General features: G+C 66.5%; 16 protein-coding genes. 6 read left to right on the plus strand and 10 right to left on the minus strand.

Going from position 1 to position 19,138, the window contains the following annotated elements:
- Nucleotides 1-70 precede the first annotated feature (70 nt).
- On the plus strand, nucleotides 71-1,144 hold the full coding sequence (locus E1832_RS17605) for a YeeE/YedE family protein (RefSeq protein ID WP_133361084.1): 1,074 nt from the start codon (nucleotides 71-73) through the stop codon (nucleotides 1,142-1,144).
- On the opposite strand, the gene E1832_RS17610 is transcribed toward E1832_RS17605, so the two are convergent.
- The 5 genes from E1832_RS17610 to E1832_RS17630 all read right to left on the minus strand — a co-directional run bounded on the left by E1832_RS17610 (nucleotide 1,065) and on the right by E1832_RS17630 (nucleotide 7,231).
- Nucleotides 1,065-2,360: a DUF3422 family protein gene (locus E1832_RS17610; protein ID WP_133361085.1), complete on the minus strand. Its 1,296-nt coding sequence runs from the start codon at nucleotides 2,358-2,360 to the stop codon at nucleotides 1,065-1,067. The two genes, E1832_RS17605 and E1832_RS17610, sit on opposite strands and share 80 nt — an antisense overlap.
- A 196-nt stretch (nucleotides 2,361-2,556) precedes the next feature.
- The gene (locus E1832_RS17615) at nucleotides 2,557-4,032 is read right to left on the minus strand and encodes an NAD(P)(+) transhydrogenase (Re/Si-specific) subunit beta (protein WP_133361086.1); all 1,476 of its coding nucleotides are present in this window, start codon (nucleotides 4,030-4,032) and stop codon (nucleotides 2,557-2,559) included.
- A 13-nt stretch (nucleotides 4,033-4,045) separates the two neighbouring features.
- Nucleotides 4,046-5,620, minus strand: coding sequence for a Re/Si-specific NAD(P)(+) transhydrogenase subunit alpha (locus E1832_RS17620; RefSeq protein WP_133361087.1), 1,575 nt, complete (start codon nucleotides 5,618-5,620; stop codon nucleotides 4,046-4,048).
- 131 nt (nucleotides 5,621-5,751) lie between these two features.
- Nucleotides 5,752-6,201: a methyltransferase family protein gene (locus tag E1832_RS17625; protein ID WP_133361088.1), complete on the minus strand. Its 450-nt coding sequence runs from the start codon at nucleotides 6,199-6,201 to the stop codon at nucleotides 5,752-5,754.
- A 58-nt stretch (nucleotides 6,202-6,259) separates the two neighbouring features.
- The gene (locus E1832_RS17630; protein WP_245514032.1) at nucleotides 6,260-7,231 is read right to left on the minus strand and encodes an MBL fold metallo-hydrolase; all 972 of its coding nucleotides are present in this window, start codon (nucleotides 7,229-7,231) and stop codon (nucleotides 6,260-6,262) included.
- A gap of 143 nt (nucleotides 7,232-7,374) precedes the next feature.
- Here E1832_RS17630 and E1832_RS17635 point away from each other — a divergent pair, with 143 nt between their 5' ends.
- A complete protein-coding gene (locus E1832_RS17635; RefSeq protein WP_133361089.1) occupies nucleotides 7,375-8,127 on the plus strand; it encodes an SDR family NAD(P)-dependent oxidoreductase in 753 nt (250 codons plus the stop codon).
- A 3-nt stretch (nucleotides 8,128-8,130) separates the two neighbouring features.
- Here the strand turns inward: E1832_RS17635 and E1832_RS17640 are convergent, their stop codons facing one another.
- Nucleotides 8,131-8,712, minus strand: coding sequence for a TetR/AcrR family transcriptional regulator (locus tag E1832_RS17640; RefSeq protein WP_133361090.1), 582 nt, complete (start codon nucleotides 8,710-8,712; stop codon nucleotides 8,131-8,133).
- 98 nt (nucleotides 8,713-8,810) lie between these two features.
- Between E1832_RS17640 and E1832_RS17645 the strand changes: the two genes are divergently transcribed.
- Together E1832_RS17645 and E1832_RS17650 are read left to right on the plus strand one after the other, a co-directional pair.
- Nucleotides 8,811-9,275: a (2Fe-2S)-binding protein gene (locus E1832_RS17645; RefSeq protein WP_133361091.1), complete on the plus strand. Its 465-nt coding sequence runs from the start codon at nucleotides 8,811-8,813 to the stop codon at nucleotides 9,273-9,275.
- Nucleotides 9,276-9,279: 4 nt separating this feature from the next.
- Nucleotides 9,280-11,520 carry a xanthine dehydrogenase family protein molybdopterin-binding subunit gene (locus tag E1832_RS17650; RefSeq protein WP_133361092.1) on the plus strand — a complete coding sequence of 747 codons (2,241 nt, stop codon included), beginning with the start codon at nucleotides 9,280-9,282 and terminating at the stop codon, nucleotides 11,518-11,520.
- A 78-nt stretch (nucleotides 11,521-11,598) separates the two neighbouring features.
- Here the strand turns inward: E1832_RS17650 and E1832_RS17655 are convergent, their stop codons facing one another.
- The 4 genes from E1832_RS17655 to E1832_RS17670 form a co-directional block, all read right to left on the minus strand.
- Nucleotides 11,599-12,126, minus strand: a complete 528-nt coding sequence (locus E1832_RS17655; RefSeq protein WP_133361093.1) for a flavodoxin domain-containing protein — start codon at nucleotides 12,124-12,126, stop codon at nucleotides 11,599-11,601.
- 87 nt (nucleotides 12,127-12,213) lie between these two features.
- A complete protein-coding gene (locus E1832_RS17660; RefSeq protein WP_133361094.1) occupies nucleotides 12,214-12,990 on the minus strand; it encodes a gamma-glutamyl-gamma-aminobutyrate hydrolase family protein in 777 nt (258 codons plus the stop codon).
- A 152-nt stretch (nucleotides 12,991-13,142) separates the two neighbouring features.
- Nucleotides 13,143-13,568, minus strand: a complete 426-nt coding sequence (locus tag E1832_RS17665; protein WP_133361095.1) for a GlcG/HbpS family heme-binding protein — start codon at nucleotides 13,566-13,568, stop codon at nucleotides 13,143-13,145.
- Between the two features lie 101 nt (nucleotides 13,569-13,669).
- A complete protein-coding gene (locus E1832_RS17670; protein ID WP_133361096.1) occupies nucleotides 13,670-15,820 on the minus strand; it encodes a malate synthase G in 2,151 nt (716 codons plus the stop codon).
- Between the two features lie 242 nt (nucleotides 15,821-16,062).
- Here E1832_RS17670 and pepN point away from each other — a divergent pair, with 242 nt between their 5' ends.
- Complete coding sequence (pepN, locus tag E1832_RS17675) at nucleotides 16,063-18,615, plus strand: aminopeptidase N (protein WP_133361097.1); 2,553 nt, start codon at nucleotides 16,063-16,065, stop codon at nucleotides 18,613-18,615.
- A 39-nt stretch (nucleotides 18,616-18,654) separates the two neighbouring features.
- Nucleotides 18,655-19,095 (plus strand): hypothetical protein, encoded by a 441-nt coding sequence (locus tag E1832_RS17680; protein WP_133361098.1) that lies wholly within the window; start codon nucleotides 18,655-18,657, stop codon nucleotides 19,093-19,095.
- The last annotated feature ends 43 nt before the right edge of the window (nucleotides 19,096-19,138 follow it).

Below are 19,138 nucleotides of genomic sequence, written 5' to 3' on the forward strand. Positions count from 1 at the left end.
ATTTTGCACCTTGATTGACCGCAAAGTCCGGCATTAGTGGGAAATATTTCCGAACCCCAGGGGGCAAACCATGTTCGAGACATTTGGATTCGACGACACCACCGCGCGCGAGGCCAGCGTTCTGTTCGGCCTTGGCCTGGGCCTGGCCTTTGGCGTGCTGGCGCAGGTCACCCGGTTCTGCCTGCGCCGGGCGCTGGTAGGCGAGGACCGGCGCGCGGCGATGGGTGTCTGGCTGACGGCCCTCGCCGTCGCCGTGATCGGCACGCAAGGCGCGGTGGCCATGGGCTGGATCGGATTCGGCGATCACCGCTTTCTAGCCGCGCAACTGCCGGTGGCCGCGATCGTGCTGGGCGGGCTGGCGTTCGGCGCCGGCATGGTCCTGACCCGCGGATGCGTGTCGCGGCTGACGGTTCTGGCCGGCGGCGGCAACCTGCGCGCGGTGCTGGTGCTGCTGGTCTTTGCGGTCACGGCGCATGCCACGCTCAAGGGCGTGCTGGCGCCGCTGCGCACCGGATTGGGGGGGCTGACCGTTGAGCTGGGCACGTTCACCTCGCTCGCCGCCTTGCCCGGCGGCGCCGGGCTCTGGGCCGGGCTGATCGCGGGCGCGGCGCTGCTTTATGCCCTGCGTTCGGGCGCGTCCCGCCTGCCACTTGTCGGGGCCGCCGCGATCGGGCTGCTGGTGCCGCTGGGCTGGGTCGGGACCGGGTTCATCCTGTTCGACGAGTTCGAGCCGATCACGACGGAGAGCCTCTCGTTCACCTCGCCGATGTCAGAGACGCTTTTCTTTACCGTCGCCTCCTCCGCCGTTCCGGCGGGCTTTGGCCCGGCGCTGGTCGGCGGCGTGGTGCTGGGCGCGCTGGCCGCGGCGCTCCTGCGCGGACAGTTCGCCTGGCAAAGCTTCGAGGCCCCGGCGCAGACCGGCCGCTATCTGGCCGGCGCCGTCCTGATGGGCGTCGGCGGTGTGCTGGCCGGCGGCTGCACCCTTGGGGCCGGGCTGTCGGGCGTGCCGACGCTGAGCGTCGCGGCGCTGCTCGCGCTGGCGTCGATCGCCCTCGGCGGCATCGCTATGAATGCGGCCCTCGCTCGATCCCTCGCCGGATCCGGCGCACCGCGCCCCATACGCCAAGCACAACCGGCAGAGTAAGCGCCGCGGTCAGCATCCCCTTGCTCAGCCCGCTGACCTCGGCCAGAGGGTAGAGCAGGTAGCTGGCCAGCGACACCGCGTAATAACTGATCGCCACCACCGAGAGCCCCTCGACCGTGTGTTGCAGCCGGAGCGAGAGATCGGCGCGGCGGTCCATGCTTTCCAGCAGCGCCTGGTTCTGGGCGCTGCGCTCCACGTCCACGCGGGTCCGCAGCAACTCGCCCGCCCGCATGGCACGATCGGCCAGGGCCTGCAGCCGTCCCTGGGTGGAGGTCACCGTACGCATCGCCGGCGCATAGCGGCGCGCCATGAAATCGGCAAAGGTCTGGCGCCCCTGGAACCGTCCCTCGCGCAGCGAGGCGATGCGCTGGTTGACGATGGCCTCATAGGCGCCGGTTGCACCGAACCGGAACGAGCTGCGCGCGCCCATCGACTCCAGCTCGGCCGAAATCGACAGAAGTTTGGTCAGGGTCTTTTCCGCCGGAATGCCGCCGCCGGTCATGTCGGCCATGAGCTGCGACAGGTGGTTGTCGAGCGCGCCGATCTCACCCGAGAGCTGCTGGGCGCGGGAGAACCCCAGCATCGACATTGCCTTGTAGGTCTCGATCTCGCACAGGCGCTGGACCACGCGGCCGACCCGCCGCTGTCCCGCAGCCGGTGCCACAAAGACGGCGAAACGCATGTGGCCCGCCGGATCGATGCGGAAATCACCCGCCGCGACGGCGGCATCGTCCAGCACGTGCGAGGCCGCCGTGCTTTCGGGCACGAACCATTCGGCCAGCGCCGCGTTGATCCCGGCGTCATCCGGGCGCGGACAGACGCGCAGAAGGATCGAGGTGACGCGCTGGCCCGGCGCCTGTTCCAGCCAGTCCTCGGGAAACACCGAGAAATCCGCCGGGTCGAAGGGGCGGTCGCTGACCCCGTCGGAAATCGCCGTATAGGTGACAAACTCGGTATGCTGTTCCCATTTCAGCGCGTGGCGGCCGATGCGGCCGCTGTAGTGGGTCGCGCCGGGCTGCGGATGCTGCGCGCCGTGACGGTCGAGCAGCGCAGTCAGATGCGCCACATCGGCGGCGCGGTCGCGGCTGACCGCCTCGACCGGCTGCTTGACGGCCAGATAGACCACGGTCGAGGTGTTCTTCATCGCCGGGAACGGACGCGCGTGCAGCTCGTTCGCGAGCCGGTAGCGCAGCGGATGATCTTCGATCGGGGACATCGGGCGATCCTTGTTTTTCTATTATCTATACGCAGCCGCGCCGAAAACACAAAAACTTTTTTATTTCAATGTGTTACCTGAATACATTTGCATACCGCGGCAGCCGGCGCGGCAAACCGGCCCCCACGGGCGGGCCGCAATGCAAAAAGCCCCGCCGAAGGGGCGGGGCTTTCTGGTGGCTTTGCATGCCTGCGGATCAGTCGATCAGCGGCAGCAGCTTGTCCAGGCTGTCCTTGGCATCGCCGTAGAACATGCGCGTATTCTCCTTGAAGAACAGCGGGTTCTCGATGCCGGAATAGCCGGTGCCCTGGCCCCGTTTGGAGACAAAGACCTGCTTGGCCTTCCAGCATTCCAGCACCGGCATGCCGGCGATGGGGCTGTTTGGATCATCCTGGGCCGCCGGGTTCACGATGTCGTTCGAGCCGATGACGATGGCGACGTCGGTGTCCGGGAAATCGTCGTTGATCTCGTCCATTTCCATCACGATGTCATAGGGCACCCGCGCCTCGGCCAGCAGCACGTTCATGTGACCGGGCAGACGCCCCGCCACCGGGTGGATGGCAAAGCGCACGTTCTTGCCCTTGGCGCGCAGCTTTTTGGTCAGGTCGCTGACCGCATTCTGCGCCTGTGCCACCGCCATGCCGTAACCCGGGATGATGATGACGCTGTCGGCCTCGTTCAGGGCGCTTGCGACACCCTCGGCGTCGATGGCGATCATCTCGCCCTCGACCTCCATCTGCGGACCGGCTGCGCCGCCGAAACCGCCTAGGATCACCGAGATGAACGAACGGTTCATCGCCTTGCACATGATGTAGGACAGGATCGCACCCGAGGAGCCGACCAGCGCGCCGACCACGATCAGCAGATCGTTGCCGAGGCTGAAGCCGATGGCCGCCGCGGCCCACCCCGAGTAGCTGTTCAGCATCGACACCACCACCGGCATGTCGGCACCGCCGATACCCATGATCAGGTGGTAGCCGATAAACAGCGCCATCAGCGTCATGATCGCCAGCGGCACGAAACCACCGGTGTTGAAGTACCAGATCAGGCACAGCACCGAGATGATCGCCGCCGAGGCGTTCAGCGCGTGTCCGCCGGGCAGCTTTTTGGCCACCGAGGTCACCTTGCCCGCCAGCTTGCCATAGGCGATGACCGAACCGGTGAAGGTCACCGCCCCGATGAAGATGCCCAGAAACAGCTCGACCTTCAGGATGTTCAGCTCGACCGGGGTCTTGTGCGCGATCAGCGCGGCGAAGGTGCCCAGGTGCTGCTCATGCATCCAGGCGCCCATCCCGGTGGCGTTCAGCGAGGTCGGGGCGCCCGCCAGGATGGTGGCCACGTGGCCCGCCTCGAAATGGGCATTGAAGCCGACGAAGACCGCCGCCAGGCCGACCAGCGAGTGCATCGCGGCGACAAGCTGGGGCATTCCGGTCATTTCGACCTTGCCCGCGACATAGGCCCCGATCAGCCCGCCGGTTGCGATCAGCACGATCGACAGAAGCCAAAGCCCCTGCCCCGGTCCGATCAGCGTCGCCAGTGCCGCCAGCGCCATGCCGGCGATGCCGTACCAGACCGCGCGCTTGGCGCTTTCCTGGCCCGAGAGCCCGCCCAGCGACAGGATGAAGAGGACAGCCGCGACCACATAGGCCGCTGTGGTAAATCCGAATTCCATGATCCCCTACTCCTTACGATTTCTGGAACATGGCGAGCATGCGCCGAGTCACGAGGAAGCCGCCGAAGATGTTGATCCCGGCCATGAAGACCGACAGCGCGGCCAGCACGACCACCAGAGCCGAGCCCGAACCGATCTGCAGCAGCGCCCCCAGGATGATGATCGACGAAATGGCGTTGGTCACCGCCATCAGCGGGGTGTGCAGAGAATGGCTGACGTTCCAGATCACCTGGAAGCCGATGAAGACCGACAGCACGAAGACGATGAAGTGCTGCATGAAGCTGGCCGGCGCCACCAGGCCCACGCCCAGAAGCAGCACCGCGCCGATCACAAGCAGGGTGACCTGGGTCTTGGTCTGCTGCTTGAAGTCGGCGGCCTCTTTCGCCTTTTTCTCTTCCGGTGTCAGCTCCTTGGGCGCGTCCTTCTTGGGCTTGGCCGCGATCGCCGCCACTTTCGGCGGCGGCGGCGGGAAGGTGATCGCGCCCTCAAAGGCGACGGTCGCGCCACGGATCACGTCGTCGTCCATGTTGTGATTGATCTGACCGTCCTTTTCGGGGGTCAGGTCGGTCATCATGTGGCGGATGTTGGTGGCATAAAGGGTCGAGGCCTGCGCCGCCATCCGGCTGGGAAAGTCGGTATAGCCGACGATGGTCACGCCGTTGTCGGTGACGATCTTTTCATCCGGCACGGTCAGCTTGCAGTTGCCGCCCTTTTCGGCGGCCAGGTCGACGATGACCGACCCCGGTTTCATCGCCGCGACCATGTCCTCGGTCCACAGCTCGGGCGCCTCGCGGTTCGGGATCAGCGCGGTGGTGATCACGATATCCACCTCGGGCGCCAGTTCACGGAACTTGGCCAGCTGTGCCTCGCGGAATTCGGGCGAAGAGACCGAAGCATAGCCGCCGGTCGCGGAGCCGTCCTGCTGCTCCTCCTCGAAATCGAGATAGACGAACTGCGCGCCCATCGATTCGACCTGTTCGGCCACTTCGGGACGCACGTCGAAGGCATAGGTGATCGCGCCGAGGCTGGTCGAGGTGCCGATCGCGGCCAGACCCGCGACGCCGGCGCCGACCACCAGCACCTTGGCCGGGGGCACCTTGCCCGCGGCGGTCACCTGGCCGGTAAAGAAGCGGCCGAAGTTGTTGCCCGCCTCGATCACCGCGCGGTAGCCGGCGATATTGGCCATCGACGACAGCGCGTCCATCTTCTGCGCGCGGGAGATCCGCGGCACCATTTCCATGGCGATCACGTTGGCGCCCTTGGACTTGGCCAGCTCCAGCCCCTCTTCATTCCCGCCGGGATTGAAAAAGGAAATCAGTGTCTTGTCCTTGGTCAGCCGCTTCAGCTCGGTCTCGACCGGCTGGCGCACCTTGGCAATGATGTCGGCCGTTTTCCACAGCGCCGCTGCGGTTTTGACGATCTCGACCCCGGCCTGCTCATAGGCGGCATCCGAAAACCCGGCGGCCACACCGGCCCCGGACTCGATGGCGCACTCATAACCCAGCTTTTGAAGTTGCCTGGCCGAGTCGGGCGTCATCGCCACCCGCGCTTCGCCCTCGTAGATTTCCTTCGGTGTCCCTATCTTCACCTATACGGTCCCCCTTTGTCGCCCCGTCACGGGACGCGATACGGTACAGTTTGCAAATCCTTCACCTATCGCGCGCAAGAAAGTTTCACAAGCGCGGCAACGGTCGCGTCGGATCAAATGATACATATCCGTTACACCCATCTGCGCACCTTTTTTTCATAGCGCGCGAAGTCGGTGCGATAGCTGCGCCGCATCCGATCCTCTTCCGGCAGGATGAAGCGGCGTTCGATCACCCAGGTAAAGATCGGCAGCAGCGGCAGCGCCAGCACCGCGTCGAACCGCAGGATCAGCCCGGCCAGCACCAGCAGGTCACCCAGGTAGATCGGATTGCGGCTGCGGCTGTAGATGCCGGACTGTACCAGCGCGCTGGGGGTGTTGTGGGGTATGATCGTGGTGCGATGGCGGCGCAGTTCGGCCACCGCCAGCAGCATCAGCAGCAGCCCGCCGCCGACCAGCAGGCCACCGGCGAAATCCGCCCAGGCCCCGCCAAAGCCGAGCCCGGCGGGATAGAACCGCGCCTGCGCCCAGGCCAGCAGGATCGCGCCCAGCAGCCAGACCGGGGGCATGTCGAGCCACTTCACCGGCCCGCCCCCGGACGCGGCCCGGAACCGGCCGCATTCTGCTGTGGTGCAAGTCGCTTCATTCCCACTCCATCTCGGCAAAGACGCGGCCCGCGTTCTTGGTTGCCAGTTCCCCGAACGTGTCCAGATTTTCCCACCGGGACTGGTCAACGTAATAGGCGCCGGCCAGGTCGCCGCCCGAATCCAGATGCTCTTGGATCTTAGCACGCAGGTCCACCAGATAATCGCGGGTATAGCGCCGCACCTGGGCGAAATTGGTCGGGTGACCGTGTCCCGGGATCACATAGGTCGGGGCGATCGGCTCCAGCTTCTCCTCCCATGTCTCCAGCCAGCAACTGGTGCAGGTGGTCTCGAAGATCGGCAGCATACGCTCGTGAAAGGCGATATCGCCGGTTATCATCAGGTCCCACTGCGGGATCCAGACCTGCAGATCGCCCGGATCATGCGCCGGCCCCAGGTGCAGCACCTTGATCTCGACGCCGCCGAGGCTGATGTCATATTCATCCTCGAAGGTCAGGTTGGCATGTTCGACACGGGTGCCCTCGGCCTTGTCCCGGTTGTAGCGCTCCATCCCCTGCAGGATGAAATCGCCGTTCTCGGTGGTCTCTTCTACCGCGTCCACATGGGCGAGGATATCGACCCCCTGATCGCGCCAGTAGCTGTTGCCCAGCATCGCGTGGCCCTGGCCGTTCTCGTTGATCACCAGCACCACGGGGCGGTCGGTGACACGCCTGATCTCCTCGTGCAGCGCGGCGGCCAGTCGGGCGGAGGCGCCGGCGTTCATCACAACCACCCCCTCGTCGGTGACGATGAAGGACAGGTTGTTGTTGTGGCCCGAGTTCTCGTAGCTCGGCGGCGCGGTGGCGCCGATCGCCGAGAACACATGCGGGATCACCTCGACCGGCTTCGAATAAAGTTCCGACTGCGGGTACTGGTCGGCGATGTCCTCGCTGGCCCGGCCAGCGGTGGCTGTGATGGCGGCGGCGGCTGTGACCGCGGCAATGGCCGCAGCGCGAAAATGGGTCTTCATGGCTCCTCCCGAAGGCGATCTTTCACGATAAATCCGTGAAATATTCGCATGTGTGAATGGGTAAGTAAAGTGACGGAACGGCCGCCCTTGCCCCGCCTGCGGCCTCCGCTAGGGTGGCGCAAACCCAGAGGAGGACAGGGAAGATGACATTGAACGGGAAACACGCGCTGGTCACCGGCGGCGGCACCGGAATCGGCCTGGCCATCGCGCAAATGCTGGCCGACCAGGGCGCGCAGGTGACCATCACCGGCCGCCGTCAGGAGGTTCTGGACGAGGTCGCGGGCGCCAATATGACCGGCCTGGCGATGGATGTGCGCGACGAGGCCGATGTGGTCGCCAAGGTCGGTGCGGCGGTGGCGGCGCGCGGCCCGGTGCAGATCTGTGTCGCAAACGCCGGCATTGCCGAGGGGCGGGCGCTGCACAAGACCTCGCTCGAGATGTGGCGCAACATCATGGCGACCAATCTGGACGGCGCATTTCTGACCATGCGCGAAAGCCTCAAGACCATGCTGGGCACCGACTGGGGGCGGGTGATCACCATCTCGTCCATCGCCGGGCTGCGCGGCCTGAAGGGCGCGGCGGGCTATACCGCCTCGAAACACGGGGTGATCGGGCTGACCCGCGCGCTGAGCGAGGATTACATCGGCACTCCCTATACCTTCAACGCGATCTGTCCGGGCTATGTCGACACCCCGATCGTCACCCGCAACACCGACAGCATTGCCCGACGCGCCGGCATCAGCGAGGAAGAAGCCCGCAAGGTGATGATCGACGCCAACCGCCACCGGCGCCTGATCGAGCCCGAAGAGGTCGCCGCCGCCGCCCTGTGGCTGGTCGGCCCGGGTTCGCAAAGCATCAACGGCCAGTGCATCGAGATCGCCGGCGGCCAGGCCTAGCCCTCAGCGCGGGGTCAGCGCCGCGCCCATCAGCGCGGCAAGCTGATCCAGCCGCGCCTGGTAGGTGGGGTAATCGGGCACCGCGCATTTGATGCCCTTTAGCGCGGCGGTGAAGGTCGCCGCGATCTCCTGCGCCGGGCCGGTGAGACTGACCCGGCCCTCGGCCGCCATCCGCGCCAGCCAGTCGGCGTAGACCGAGGCGAGCCGCGCCTCGCCCGCCTGAACCAGGTCCGCCGCGGTGGCGGTGCCCATGTCCAGAAGCTCCATCCCGTGCGGCGAGCTCAGCATCATCTCGGCGACCTCGCCGCCCTGGGCGACAAAGGCCGCGCCCAGCCGCTCCGTCAGCGTCCCCGCGCCCGCCAGCGCCGCCGCGACCGCCTGTGCCGCATGGTCGTAATGCAGGCCCACCAGCCCGCGATAGATGTCGTCCTTGTTGCGGTAATGCAGGTAGAGCGCCGGGCGCGACACCCCGGCGCCGCGCGCTATGTCGTCCATCGAGGTCTTGCGGAACCCGTAGGTGGTAAAGGCGCGAGCAGCGGACTCGAGGATCGCCTGCCGGCGCGGATCGGGGGGATTTTCGCTCATATTGATGATCTGACACTATTGCACAAAATTGTCAATTGACAGAATGACATTCCTTGATATTTTTGTCATAGCCTACCCATCACAACCGGAAGTGTCCCATGCCAGTATCCCTTACCGTGAACGGAACCCGCCACAGCGTGGATTTGCCCGAGGATGTTCCCCTGCTCTGGGTGCTGCGGGACGAACTGGGGCTGACCGGAACGAAATACGGCTGCGGCGTCGCCGCCTGCGGCGCCTGCACCGTACAAATCGACGGCGAAGCTGTACGGAGCTGTCAGATCGCGCTCGGCGATGTGGCGGGCGCGGTCACCACCATCGAGGGGGTGGGCACGCCGGACGCGCTCTCGGCGATCCAGCAGGCCTGGGCCGCGCATCAGGTGGCGCAATGCGGCTATTGCCAGTCCGGGCAGATCATGCAGGCCGCCGCGCTGCTGGCCCAAACCCCCGCCCCCAGCGACGAAGAGATCGACGAGGCGATGCAGGGCAACCTCTGCCGCTGCGGCACCTATCCCCGCATCCGCGCCGCGATCCACAGCGCCGCCCAGATGATGAAGGAGGCATAAGGCAATGGCCAGCATCGGAAAAATCGCCCGCCGCACCTTCCTGATCGGTTCCGCCGCACTGGTCGGCGGGGTCGCCTTTGGCGCCTATTACGTCGCCCGTCCCGCGCCCAACCCGCTGACGGCGCCCGAGGGCGGCGCCACGCTCAACCCCTTCATGATGATCGACGCGAACGGCATCACCCTGATCGCCCCGCGCGCCGAGATGGGACAGGGGGTGCACACCACCTGGGCGGCGCTGATCGCCGAGGAGCTGGACGTGGATCTGGATCAGGTCCGCGTGCTGCACGGCCCGCCGGCACAGGCCTATTACAACTCGGCCATGCTGGGCGAGGCGCTGCCCGGCAAGGGCTATGACCGCTCGGATTTCGCCCATGCGCTGGCTGAACAGGTCGGCAGGATCGGCAAGGTGATGGACATGCAGGTCACCGGCGGCTCCACCTCGATGCCCGACGGGTTCGAGCGGATGCGCGCCACCGGCGCCAGCGCGCGGGAGACGCTGAAACAGGCCGCCGCGAACCGGCTGGGGGTCGACCGCGCCCAGCTCAAGACCGAACGCGGCGAGGTGGTCGCGCCGGATGGCACCCGCATCCCCTATGCCGATCTGGCGGTTGATGCGGGCAAGCTCGATCCCGTCGACGCCCCGCTGCGCCCGCCAGCGCAATGGCGCATCCTCGGCAAGACCCAGCCGCGCATCGACATGGTGGCCAAGGTGACGGGCACCGCCCGGTTCGGCATCGACACCCGGGTTCCGGGCGTGAAGTTCGCCGCCCTCAGGATGAACCCCCACCTGGGCGGTCGCATGATCGGCTTCGATGACAGCGCCGCCAGGGCGATGCCCGGTGTCGACCGGCTGGTCAACCTGGGCGACGGCCTCGCTGTCATCGCCTCCAACACCTGGCTGGCGATGCAGGCCGCCGAGGCGGTAAGGATCGACTGGGCCCCGAGCCCCAACCCCGCCGATACCGACGCGGTGTTCGACCGCATCGCCGCGGCCCTCGACGGCGAGGCGAATTCCACCCTGCGCGACGACGGCGACACCTCTGCCCTGCCGCTGGGGGCCAGTGAGGTGACGGCCGAATACCAGGTGCCCTATCTGGCGCACGCCACCATGGAGCCGATGAGCGCCACCGCACTCTATTCCGGCATCAAGCTGGAGGTCTGGAGCGGCAATCAGGCGCCGCTGCTGGTGCAGAAGGCCTGCGCCGAGGCGGTGGGGCTGGAGCCGGAGGCGGTAGAGCTGCACACCACCTATATGGGCGGCGGCTTCGGCCGGCGGGCAGAGGTCGATTTCTCGGTCTATGCCGCGCGGGTGGCGAAAGAGCTCCCCGACACGCCGATCCAGCTGACCTGGAGCCGGGAAGAGGATATGCGCCACGACTACTATCGCCCCGGCGCCATGGCGCGGTTCCGCGGCGGGGTGAAGGACGGCACAGCGGTGTTTCTGGACGGCCAGATCGCCGCGCAATCGGCCACCCAGCAGGCGATGGCCCGTTGGCTGGGCCTGCCGGCGGCGGGGCCCGACAAGGGCACGGTGGACGGCGCCTTCAACCAGCCCTATGCGATCCCGAATTTCCGCATTCGCGGCTATCTGGCCGATCTGGACATCCCGGTGGGGTTCTGGCGCTCGGTCGGATCGTCGATGAACGGGTTCCTGTTCGACTGTTTCATCGACGAGATGGCCCATGCCGCCAAGGTTGACCCGCTGAAGTTCCGGCTGCAGCTGGCGGCGGACGAACACGCCCCCTCGGCCAAGGTTCTGGAGGCGGTGCGCGACATGTCGGGCTGGACCTGCCAGACGCCCGCCGGCATCGGTCGCGGCGTTGGTTTTTGCTACAGCTTCGGGGTGCCCACGGCGACAGTGATCGAGGTGACCGATGCAGGCGGGCCGATCCGCATGACCCGTGCCTGGATCGCCGCCGATGTCGGCACCGCACTCGATCCGGGCAATCTGGAGGCGCAATTCACCGGCGCCATGATCTATGGGCTGTCAGCCGCCTGTTTCGGCGAGATCACCTTTGCCGAGGGTGCGGTGGAGCAGTTCAACTTCCCCGATTACGACGCGCTGCGCATCCACAACACGCCCGTCACCGAGGTGAAAATCCTGGAAAACCAAGAGCATGTCACCGGCGCGGGCGAGCCCGGCACGCCGCCGGCGATGGCGGCGCTGGCCAATGCGCTCTACGACCTGACGGGGACGCGGGCGCGGCAATTGCCGCTGATGCATGACTTCGATCTGCTGACCTGAGGCCATTGCCCGGGCCATTGGCCCGGGCAGTGCTCGAAGATCTGCCCAACTCGCTACCGCAACTTCTCAAACGATGGCCTATTCCCCTGGCCACTCCCGGATCACCTCCGCCAGCGCGGCCCAATCGGTGAACTCGGTATCCTCATGCGGATCGACGTCCTGCCCCTTGCGATGGGCGATCCAGCGCATCGCCAGCGCCTCGAAGAAATTATATTCGGTAAAGCGGAAGGCACCGGCCACGTGGGCCACCTGCCCGGGCGTCCAGCCCGCCTTGTCCGCGAAGTCCGCCGCGATACGATCCAACTCGGCGCGGTCGCCGGGATCGCCGCCCGCGATCGCCAGCGACACCACCAGAAACAGCGTCGGCATCCGGTTCAGCGCCCCGGCATGGGTGGCGGCGAAATCGGCCAGACCGCCCTGCAGCTTGCCGACATGGATCGAGCCGGCCAGGATCGCCGCATCGAAGGGCGCCAGATCGATCTCTCCGGCCTCACCGACCGGCAACATCTCGACACTGTCGCCACGCGCCACGACCTGCTCGGCGCAGAACCGGCAGATCCTGCGCGTCTGCCCCTCGGTGCTGGCATAACAAATCAACAGGCGCATCGCATTGCCCTCCCCGTCATCTGGCAAGTTCAGGCCAGCCTAAGGGAAATCCGGACAAATGCCTTGCGTCAGGTCAAGGACAGACGGTCAGGCGCTGCGTTGCAGGGGGGCACGGCGGCTGGCGGCCCAGTGCCGGACCGCCTCGCCAAAGGCGGTGAACAGCGGCCGCGAGACAGGATCGTTGGCGGCGTCGTATTCCGGGTGCCATTGCACCGCCAGGGTAAAGCCCGGCGCATCCCTGACATAGATCGCCTCCGGCGTGCCGTCCGGCGCCCAGCCGTCGATCTCGATCCGCGCGCCCGGGCGCTTGATCCCCTGGCCGTGCAGCGTGTTGGTCATCACCTCGGGGGCGCCAAAGACCTTGTGGAACAAACCGCCCTCGGCCAGCCGAACCCGGTGACGCAAGGCGAATTTCTCTTCCAGCGTGCCCTCGGGCGGCATCCGGTGGTTCATCCGCCCCGGCAGATCGCGGATCTCGGGGTAGAGCGAGCCGCCCATCGCCACGTTCACCTCCTGAAAGCCGCGACAGATGCCGAGAAAGGGCTGGCCGCGCTCGACGCAGGCCCGCACCAGCGGCAGGGCGACGGCATCGCGGGCGCGGTCAAAGGCGCCGTGGGCCGCGGTCTCTTCTTCGCCATACTCCTCGGGATGGACATTGGGCCGCCCGCCGGTCAGCAGAAAGCCGTCGCAGGTCTCCAGCAGTTCCTCGACCGGGCAGACCCGCGGATCGGCCGGGATCAGCAGCGGCAGGCACCCCGCCACGCAGGCGACCGCCTCGGAATTCATGGTTCCGCCCGCATGGGCCGGATAGCTGTCGTTGATCAGGAAGGAATTGCTGATGATGCCGACGACGGGGCGGGCCATAAAGCGCTCACTTCTGCGTGTGTTCCCGACCTTGATATAGCGCGGGGCGGGGCGCTGCAACACCCCGCCCCTGCATCACGGCGCAACCGGCTGTGCCGGAGCGCACAGCGGCGCGCCTCTGCCCGAAGAGTGGGCAGTTTCGCCCGCCGCGCTCAGCCTTCGCCGGCAAGTTCCGCGGCCGCGATCCCCGCCAAGGCGGCGGCCGCGTCATTGTCGGAGGTATCGCCGGTCACTCCGACCGCACCGATCACCGCGCCGGCGCCGTCGCGCACCAGCACACCGCCGGGCACCGGGATCACCTGGCCGCCATAGACGCCGTTGACGGCGGCCATGAAATAGGGCTGCGCCTCGGCGCGCGCCATCTGGGCGCTGCCGGGCATGCCCAGCATCACCGCGCCATAGGCCTTGCCGTGGGCAATGGCAAAGCGGCCCGGCGCCGCGCCATCCTCGCGCTCGAAGGCCAGCAGATTGCCGCCCGCGTCCAGAACCGCCACCGAAAGCGGCTTCAGCCCCAGCTCGTGGCCCTTGTCGCGTGCCGCGCGGATGATCGTCCGCGCCTGATCCAGCGTAATCGCCATCTGATCTTCTCCGTTTTCGTCTATTTCCGGCCCGAAGTATTCTCGGGGGTGAAATCGGCCGCAAGGCCAGGAGGGGGCGGACAGCCCCCTCCCGCATTCGTTCAACCCGCCTGCTGCGCCTTCAGTTCCAGCCGGCGGCGGTGCAGCACCGGCTCAGTATAGCCCGAGGGCTGCACCCGGCCCTTGAACACCAGATCGCAAGCGGCCTGGAAGGCGATGCCGTCAAAGCCCGGCGCCATCGGCCGATAGGCGGCGTCGCCGGCATTCTGCCGGTCCACAACCGCGGCCATCTTGCGCAGGGCCGCCATCACCTGATCCTCGCTCACCACGCCGTGGTGCAGCCAGTTGGCCAGCGCCTGAGAACTAATCCGGCAGGTGGCGCGGTCTTCCATCAGGCCGACATCGTGAATGTCCGGCACCTTGGAGCAGCCGACGCCCTGGTCGATCCAGCGCACCACATAGCCGAGGATGCCCTGGGCGTTGTTCTCGATCTCTCGGCTGATCTCCTCGTCCGAAAGGTTGCGTCCCACCATCACCGGGATGGTCAGCAGATCGCCCAGCGTGCCGCGCGCGCCGCCGGCCTTGATCTCGTTCTGGCGGGCCAGAACGTCGATCTGGTGATAGTGCGTTGCGTGCAGCGTGGCCGCCGTCGGGCTGGGCACCCAGGCACAGTTGGCCCCCGCCTGCGGATGGCCGATCTTGGCCTCCAGCATGTCGGCCATACGGTCGGGCATGGCCCACATGCCCTTGCCGATCTGCGCCCGGCCCTGCAACCCGCAGGCCAGCCCGATGTCGACGTTGCGATCCTCGTAGGAGGTGATCCAGGGGGTCGATTTCATCTCGCCCTTGGGCAGCATGGGGCCCGCCTCCATGCTGGTGTGGATCTCGTCGCCGGTGCGGTCGAGGAAACCGGTGTTGATGAAGGCCACCCGCGATTTCGCCGCCCGGATGCATTCCTTGAGGTTGGCGCTGGTGCGGCGCTCCTCGTCCATGATGCCGAGTTTGACGGTGTTGCGCGGCAGACCCAGAATATCCTCGACCATGTCGAAGATTTCGACGGCGAAACCGACCTCGGCCGGGCCGTGCATCTTGGGCTTCACCACATAGACCGAGCCGTGCAGCGAGTTGCCGCCCGCCGATTTCAGGTCGTGCATGGCGATCATCGTGGTGCAGAGCGCGTCGAGCAGCCCCTCGGGGATCTCGCCGCCCTGCCCGTCCAGAATCGCCGGGTTGGTCATCAGGTGGCCGACGTTGCGGATCAGCATCAGCGACCGGCCCTTGAGGGCGATCGCGCTTCCGTCCGGCGCCGTGAACTCCAGATCCGGCGCCAGCACGCGGTCAAAGGTCTTTCCGCCCTTGCTCACGCTCTCCTTCAGATCGCCCCTCATCAGGCCGAGCCAGTTGGCATAGGCCAGCACCTTGTCCTCGGCATCCACGGCCGCGACGCTGTCCTCGCAATCCATAATGGTGGACATGGCCGATTCCAGGATCACGTCGCTGATGCCCGCCGGATCGTCACGGCCGACCGGCGTGTCGGGGCCCAGCACGACGCGGATATACAGCCCGTTGCAGGTAAAGAGATACTCCGACCCGGCACCGTTGCGCCCGGCATATTGCGCCGGATCGGCCGGCCGCACCGGACCCTGCGGGCTGGCGATGATCACCCCGCCAGCATCCTGGTCGATGCCGGTCACATCGGCCCAGGAGGCGCCGGTGAGCGGCACCGCCTTGTCCAGATGCGCCTTGGCCCAGGCGATGACGCGACCGCCGCGGGCAGAGTCGTAACCGCCGCCTGCGGGCAGATCGCCCAGCGCGTCGGTGCCGTAGAGCGCATCATAGAGCGAGCCCCAGCGCGCATTGGCCGCGTTCAGCGCAAAGCGCGCGTTGGTGATCGGCACCACCAGCTGCGGGCCGGGCACCTGCGCGATTTCCGGATCGACCCCGGCGGTGTCGATTGAGAAATCCGCGCCCTCGGGCAGCAGATAGCCGATCTCGCGCAGGAATCCCTCATAGGCGGCGGCGTCATGCGGCTGGCCGCGATGCGCCAGATGCCAGGCGTCGATCTTGCCCTGCATCTCTTCGCGGGTGGCCAGGAAGGTGCGGTTCTTCGGCCCCAGCTCGGCCACCATGCGCGCCAGCCCGGCCCAGAAGGTATCCGCCGCCACGCCGGTGCCGGGCAGAGCCCGGTCCTCGATGAACGCCGCGAGATCCGCAGCCACCTGAAGCCCGTTGCGATCCACTCTCTCCGTCATTGCCAAACGCCTCCTGCGCAATCCGATACAGCCCACCCTCTAATTCGGGTGTCAGTCACCGTCTAGAACGAAAGTTTCCTATCGGCAACATCATGGTCAAATCTTTTTACCAATTTTGCCGATAGCTGTTTCAAACCCACCCTGAAAGACACCTGAAAGACTGCCGGGCGAGGTTTGCGCCCACCTTGCGGGGGGCAGGCTCTTTGCCTAACGTCGGCGCCAATCCAACCAGCGAGGCCCCCATGCGCGATGCCGCCCCGAATACCGTTTACCTCAAGGATTACAAATCTTTCGGCTATCTGGTCGACCAGGTGCACCTGACCTTTGATCTGAGTCCCAACGCCACCCGCGTGACCAGCCGCATCGCCTTCAGCCCCAATCCGGAGACCGAGGATCGCAGCTTCTTTCTGCATGGGGAAAAGCTCAGGCTGATCCGCGCGGCCATCGACGGCACGGCGGTTTCGCCCGAGATCACCGCCGAGGGGCTGCGTGTCGCCGCCCCCGACGCGCCCTTTGTCTGGGAGGCCGAGGTCGAGATCGACCCCGCGAACAACACCGCGCTGGAAGGGCTCTACATGTCGAACGGCATGTATTGCACCCAGTGCGAGGCCGAGGGGTTCCGCAAGATCACCTATTACCCCGACCGCCCCGACGTGATGTCCACCTTTACCGTGCGCATCAACGGCGATCTGCCGGTGCTGCTGTCCAACGGCAATCCGGTGCAGCGGGGCGAGGGCTGGGCCGAATGGCACGACCCCTGGCCCAAGCCCGCCTATCTCTTCGCGCTGGTGGCGGGCGATCTGGTGGCCCATTCCGACAGCTTTACCACCATTTCCGGAAAATCCGTCGACCTGAACCTCTGGGTGCGGCCCGGCGACGAGCACAAATGCGCCTTTGGCATGGAGGCGCTGAAAAAGTCGATGAAATGGGATGAGGACACCTATGGCCGGGAATACGACCTGGATGTCTTCAACATCGTCGCCGTCGATGATTTCAACATGGGAGCGATGGAGAACAAGGGGCTGAACATCTTCAACTCCTCCTGCGTGCTGGCCTCGCCCGACACCTCGACCGACGCCAATTTCGAACGCATCGAGGCGATCATCGCGCATGAGTATTTCCACAACTGGACCGGCAACCGCATCACATGTCGCGACTGGTTCCAGCTCTGCCTGAAAGAGGGGCTGACGGTGTTCCGCGACAGCCAGTTCACCTCGGACATGCGCAGCGCGCCGGTAAAACGGATCACCGATGTGATCGACCTGCGCGCGCGCCAGTTCCCCGAGGACAACGGGCCGCTGTCGCATCCCGTCCGGCCCGAGAGTTTTCAGGAGATCAACAACTTCTACACCGCCACGGTGTACGAGAAGGGCGCCGAGGTGATCGGCATGCTCAAACGGCTGGTGGGCGATGCGGCCTATGCCGAGGCGCTGGACCTCTATTTCGCGCGCCATGACGGGCAGGCCTGCACCATCGAGGACTGGCTCAAGGTCTTCGAGGACGTGACCGGGCGCGACCTGAGCCAGTTCAAGCGCTGGTATTCGCAATCGGGCACGCCGCGCCTGAAGGTCGAAGAGGAGTTTTCCGAAGGCACCTATACGCTGACCCTCACCCAGCACACCGATCCCACCCCGGGCCAGCCAGACAAGCAGCCGCAGGTCATCCCGGTCGCCGTGGGGCTACTGAGCCCCAATGGCGACGAGGTGGTGCCGACGCGGGTGCTGGAAATGACCGAGGGCACGCAGTCCTTCACCTTCGAGGGGCTGGCGGCGAAACCCGTCCCCTCGATCCTGCGTGATTTCTCGGCGCCGGTGATCGTGGAGCGTGAAACCGACACTGCCGAGCGCGCCTTCCTGCTGGCCCATGACACCGACCCGTTCCACCGCTGGGAGGCTGGCCGCGCGCTGGCCCGCGAAACGCTGGTCGAAATGGCCACGGGCGACGCCACGCCGCTGCCCGATTATCTCGATGGTATCCGCACCTTGCTGCGCGACAAGAGCCTGGATCCGGCCTATCGCGCGCTGATGCTGGGCCTGCCGGGGCAATCGGAACTGGCAGGCCACTTGCACGAGGCCGGCATCACCCCGGACCCGGCGGCGATCTGGATCGCGGTCGAGGATCTGAAACAGGCGCTGGCGCGCGACCTGCAGGATATGCTGCCGGATATCTACGCCGAGGCTCAGGTCGATGCCCCCTATGCGCCGGATGCGGAACAGTCGGGCAAGCGCGCGCTGGGGGCCGCGGCGCTCGACCTGATCTCGCGCCTGGACGGGGGAAAGCAGGCGGCGGCGCAATACGAGGCGGCCGACAACATGACGCTTCAGCTCTCGGCGCTGGGCTGCCTGCTGGGCGCCGAGACCGGCGACGCGCAACTCGCCGCCTTCTACGATCAGTGGAAGGACGACCGGCTGGTGATCGACAAGTGGTTCATGCTGCAGATCATGAAGGCCAAGCCGGACCGGGCCGCTGCGGTCGCCAAGGCCCTTACCGAGCATCCCGATTTCACCTGGAAGACGCCCAACCGCTTCCGCGCCGTGTTCGGGGCGCTAGCGGGCAACCATGCGGGGTTCCATGATTCTTCAGGCGCGGGCTACGACCTGCTGGCGGACTGGCTGATCCGGCTCGATCCGCTGAACCCGCAGACCACCGCGCGGATGTGCACCGCCTTTCAGACCTGGAAACGCTATGACGCCGGGCGGCAGGAGATGATTGCGGCCCAGCTCGACCGCATCGCCGCGACCCCGGATCTGTCGCGCGACGCCGGCGAGATGATCAGCCGCATCAGGGGCGCCTGAGGTGGCGCGGCGCGGAACCGGAGCCCCCGGGACCGGGCCTTGAGCCCGGGCGCCGCCGCCTACAGCTTTTCCCGGCGCGGGCGAACCCCGCGGCTGCTGGGCGTTCTGATCTGCGTCTATGGCGCGCTGCTGGCGGCGATCATTTTCTATAACGCGGCCCGATGGCTGATGGCGCTTCTGGCGCTGCCCACCCTGCCCGCGCTCTACGATCTATACGCCGACCCCACCGCCGGGCTGCGGCTGGACGACGCCGCGATCCGCTGGCACAGCGGGCGGCGGCACGGCGAACTGGCGCTGGACGAGATCGACCACATGCGTCTGGACACCCGATGGGATTTGTCGGTACGGGCCACGGCGGTGCTGCGCTCGGGCCGCAGGATCCGGCTGCCGGACGAATCCCTGCCGCCGCACCGGGCGCTGGAGGCCGCGCTCATGGCGCGCGGCCTGCGGGTGGAGCGGCATCACTTCACCCAGCTTTGACCGGCGCCGGTTGCCGCACCGTGGACAATCGCCGCCGCCGTCC

This window comes from Antarcticimicrobium luteum (genome assembly GCF_004358185.1).
Taxonomy (GTDB): Bacteria; Pseudomonadota; Alphaproteobacteria; order Rhodobacterales; family Rhodobacteraceae; genus Antarcticimicrobium; species Antarcticimicrobium luteum.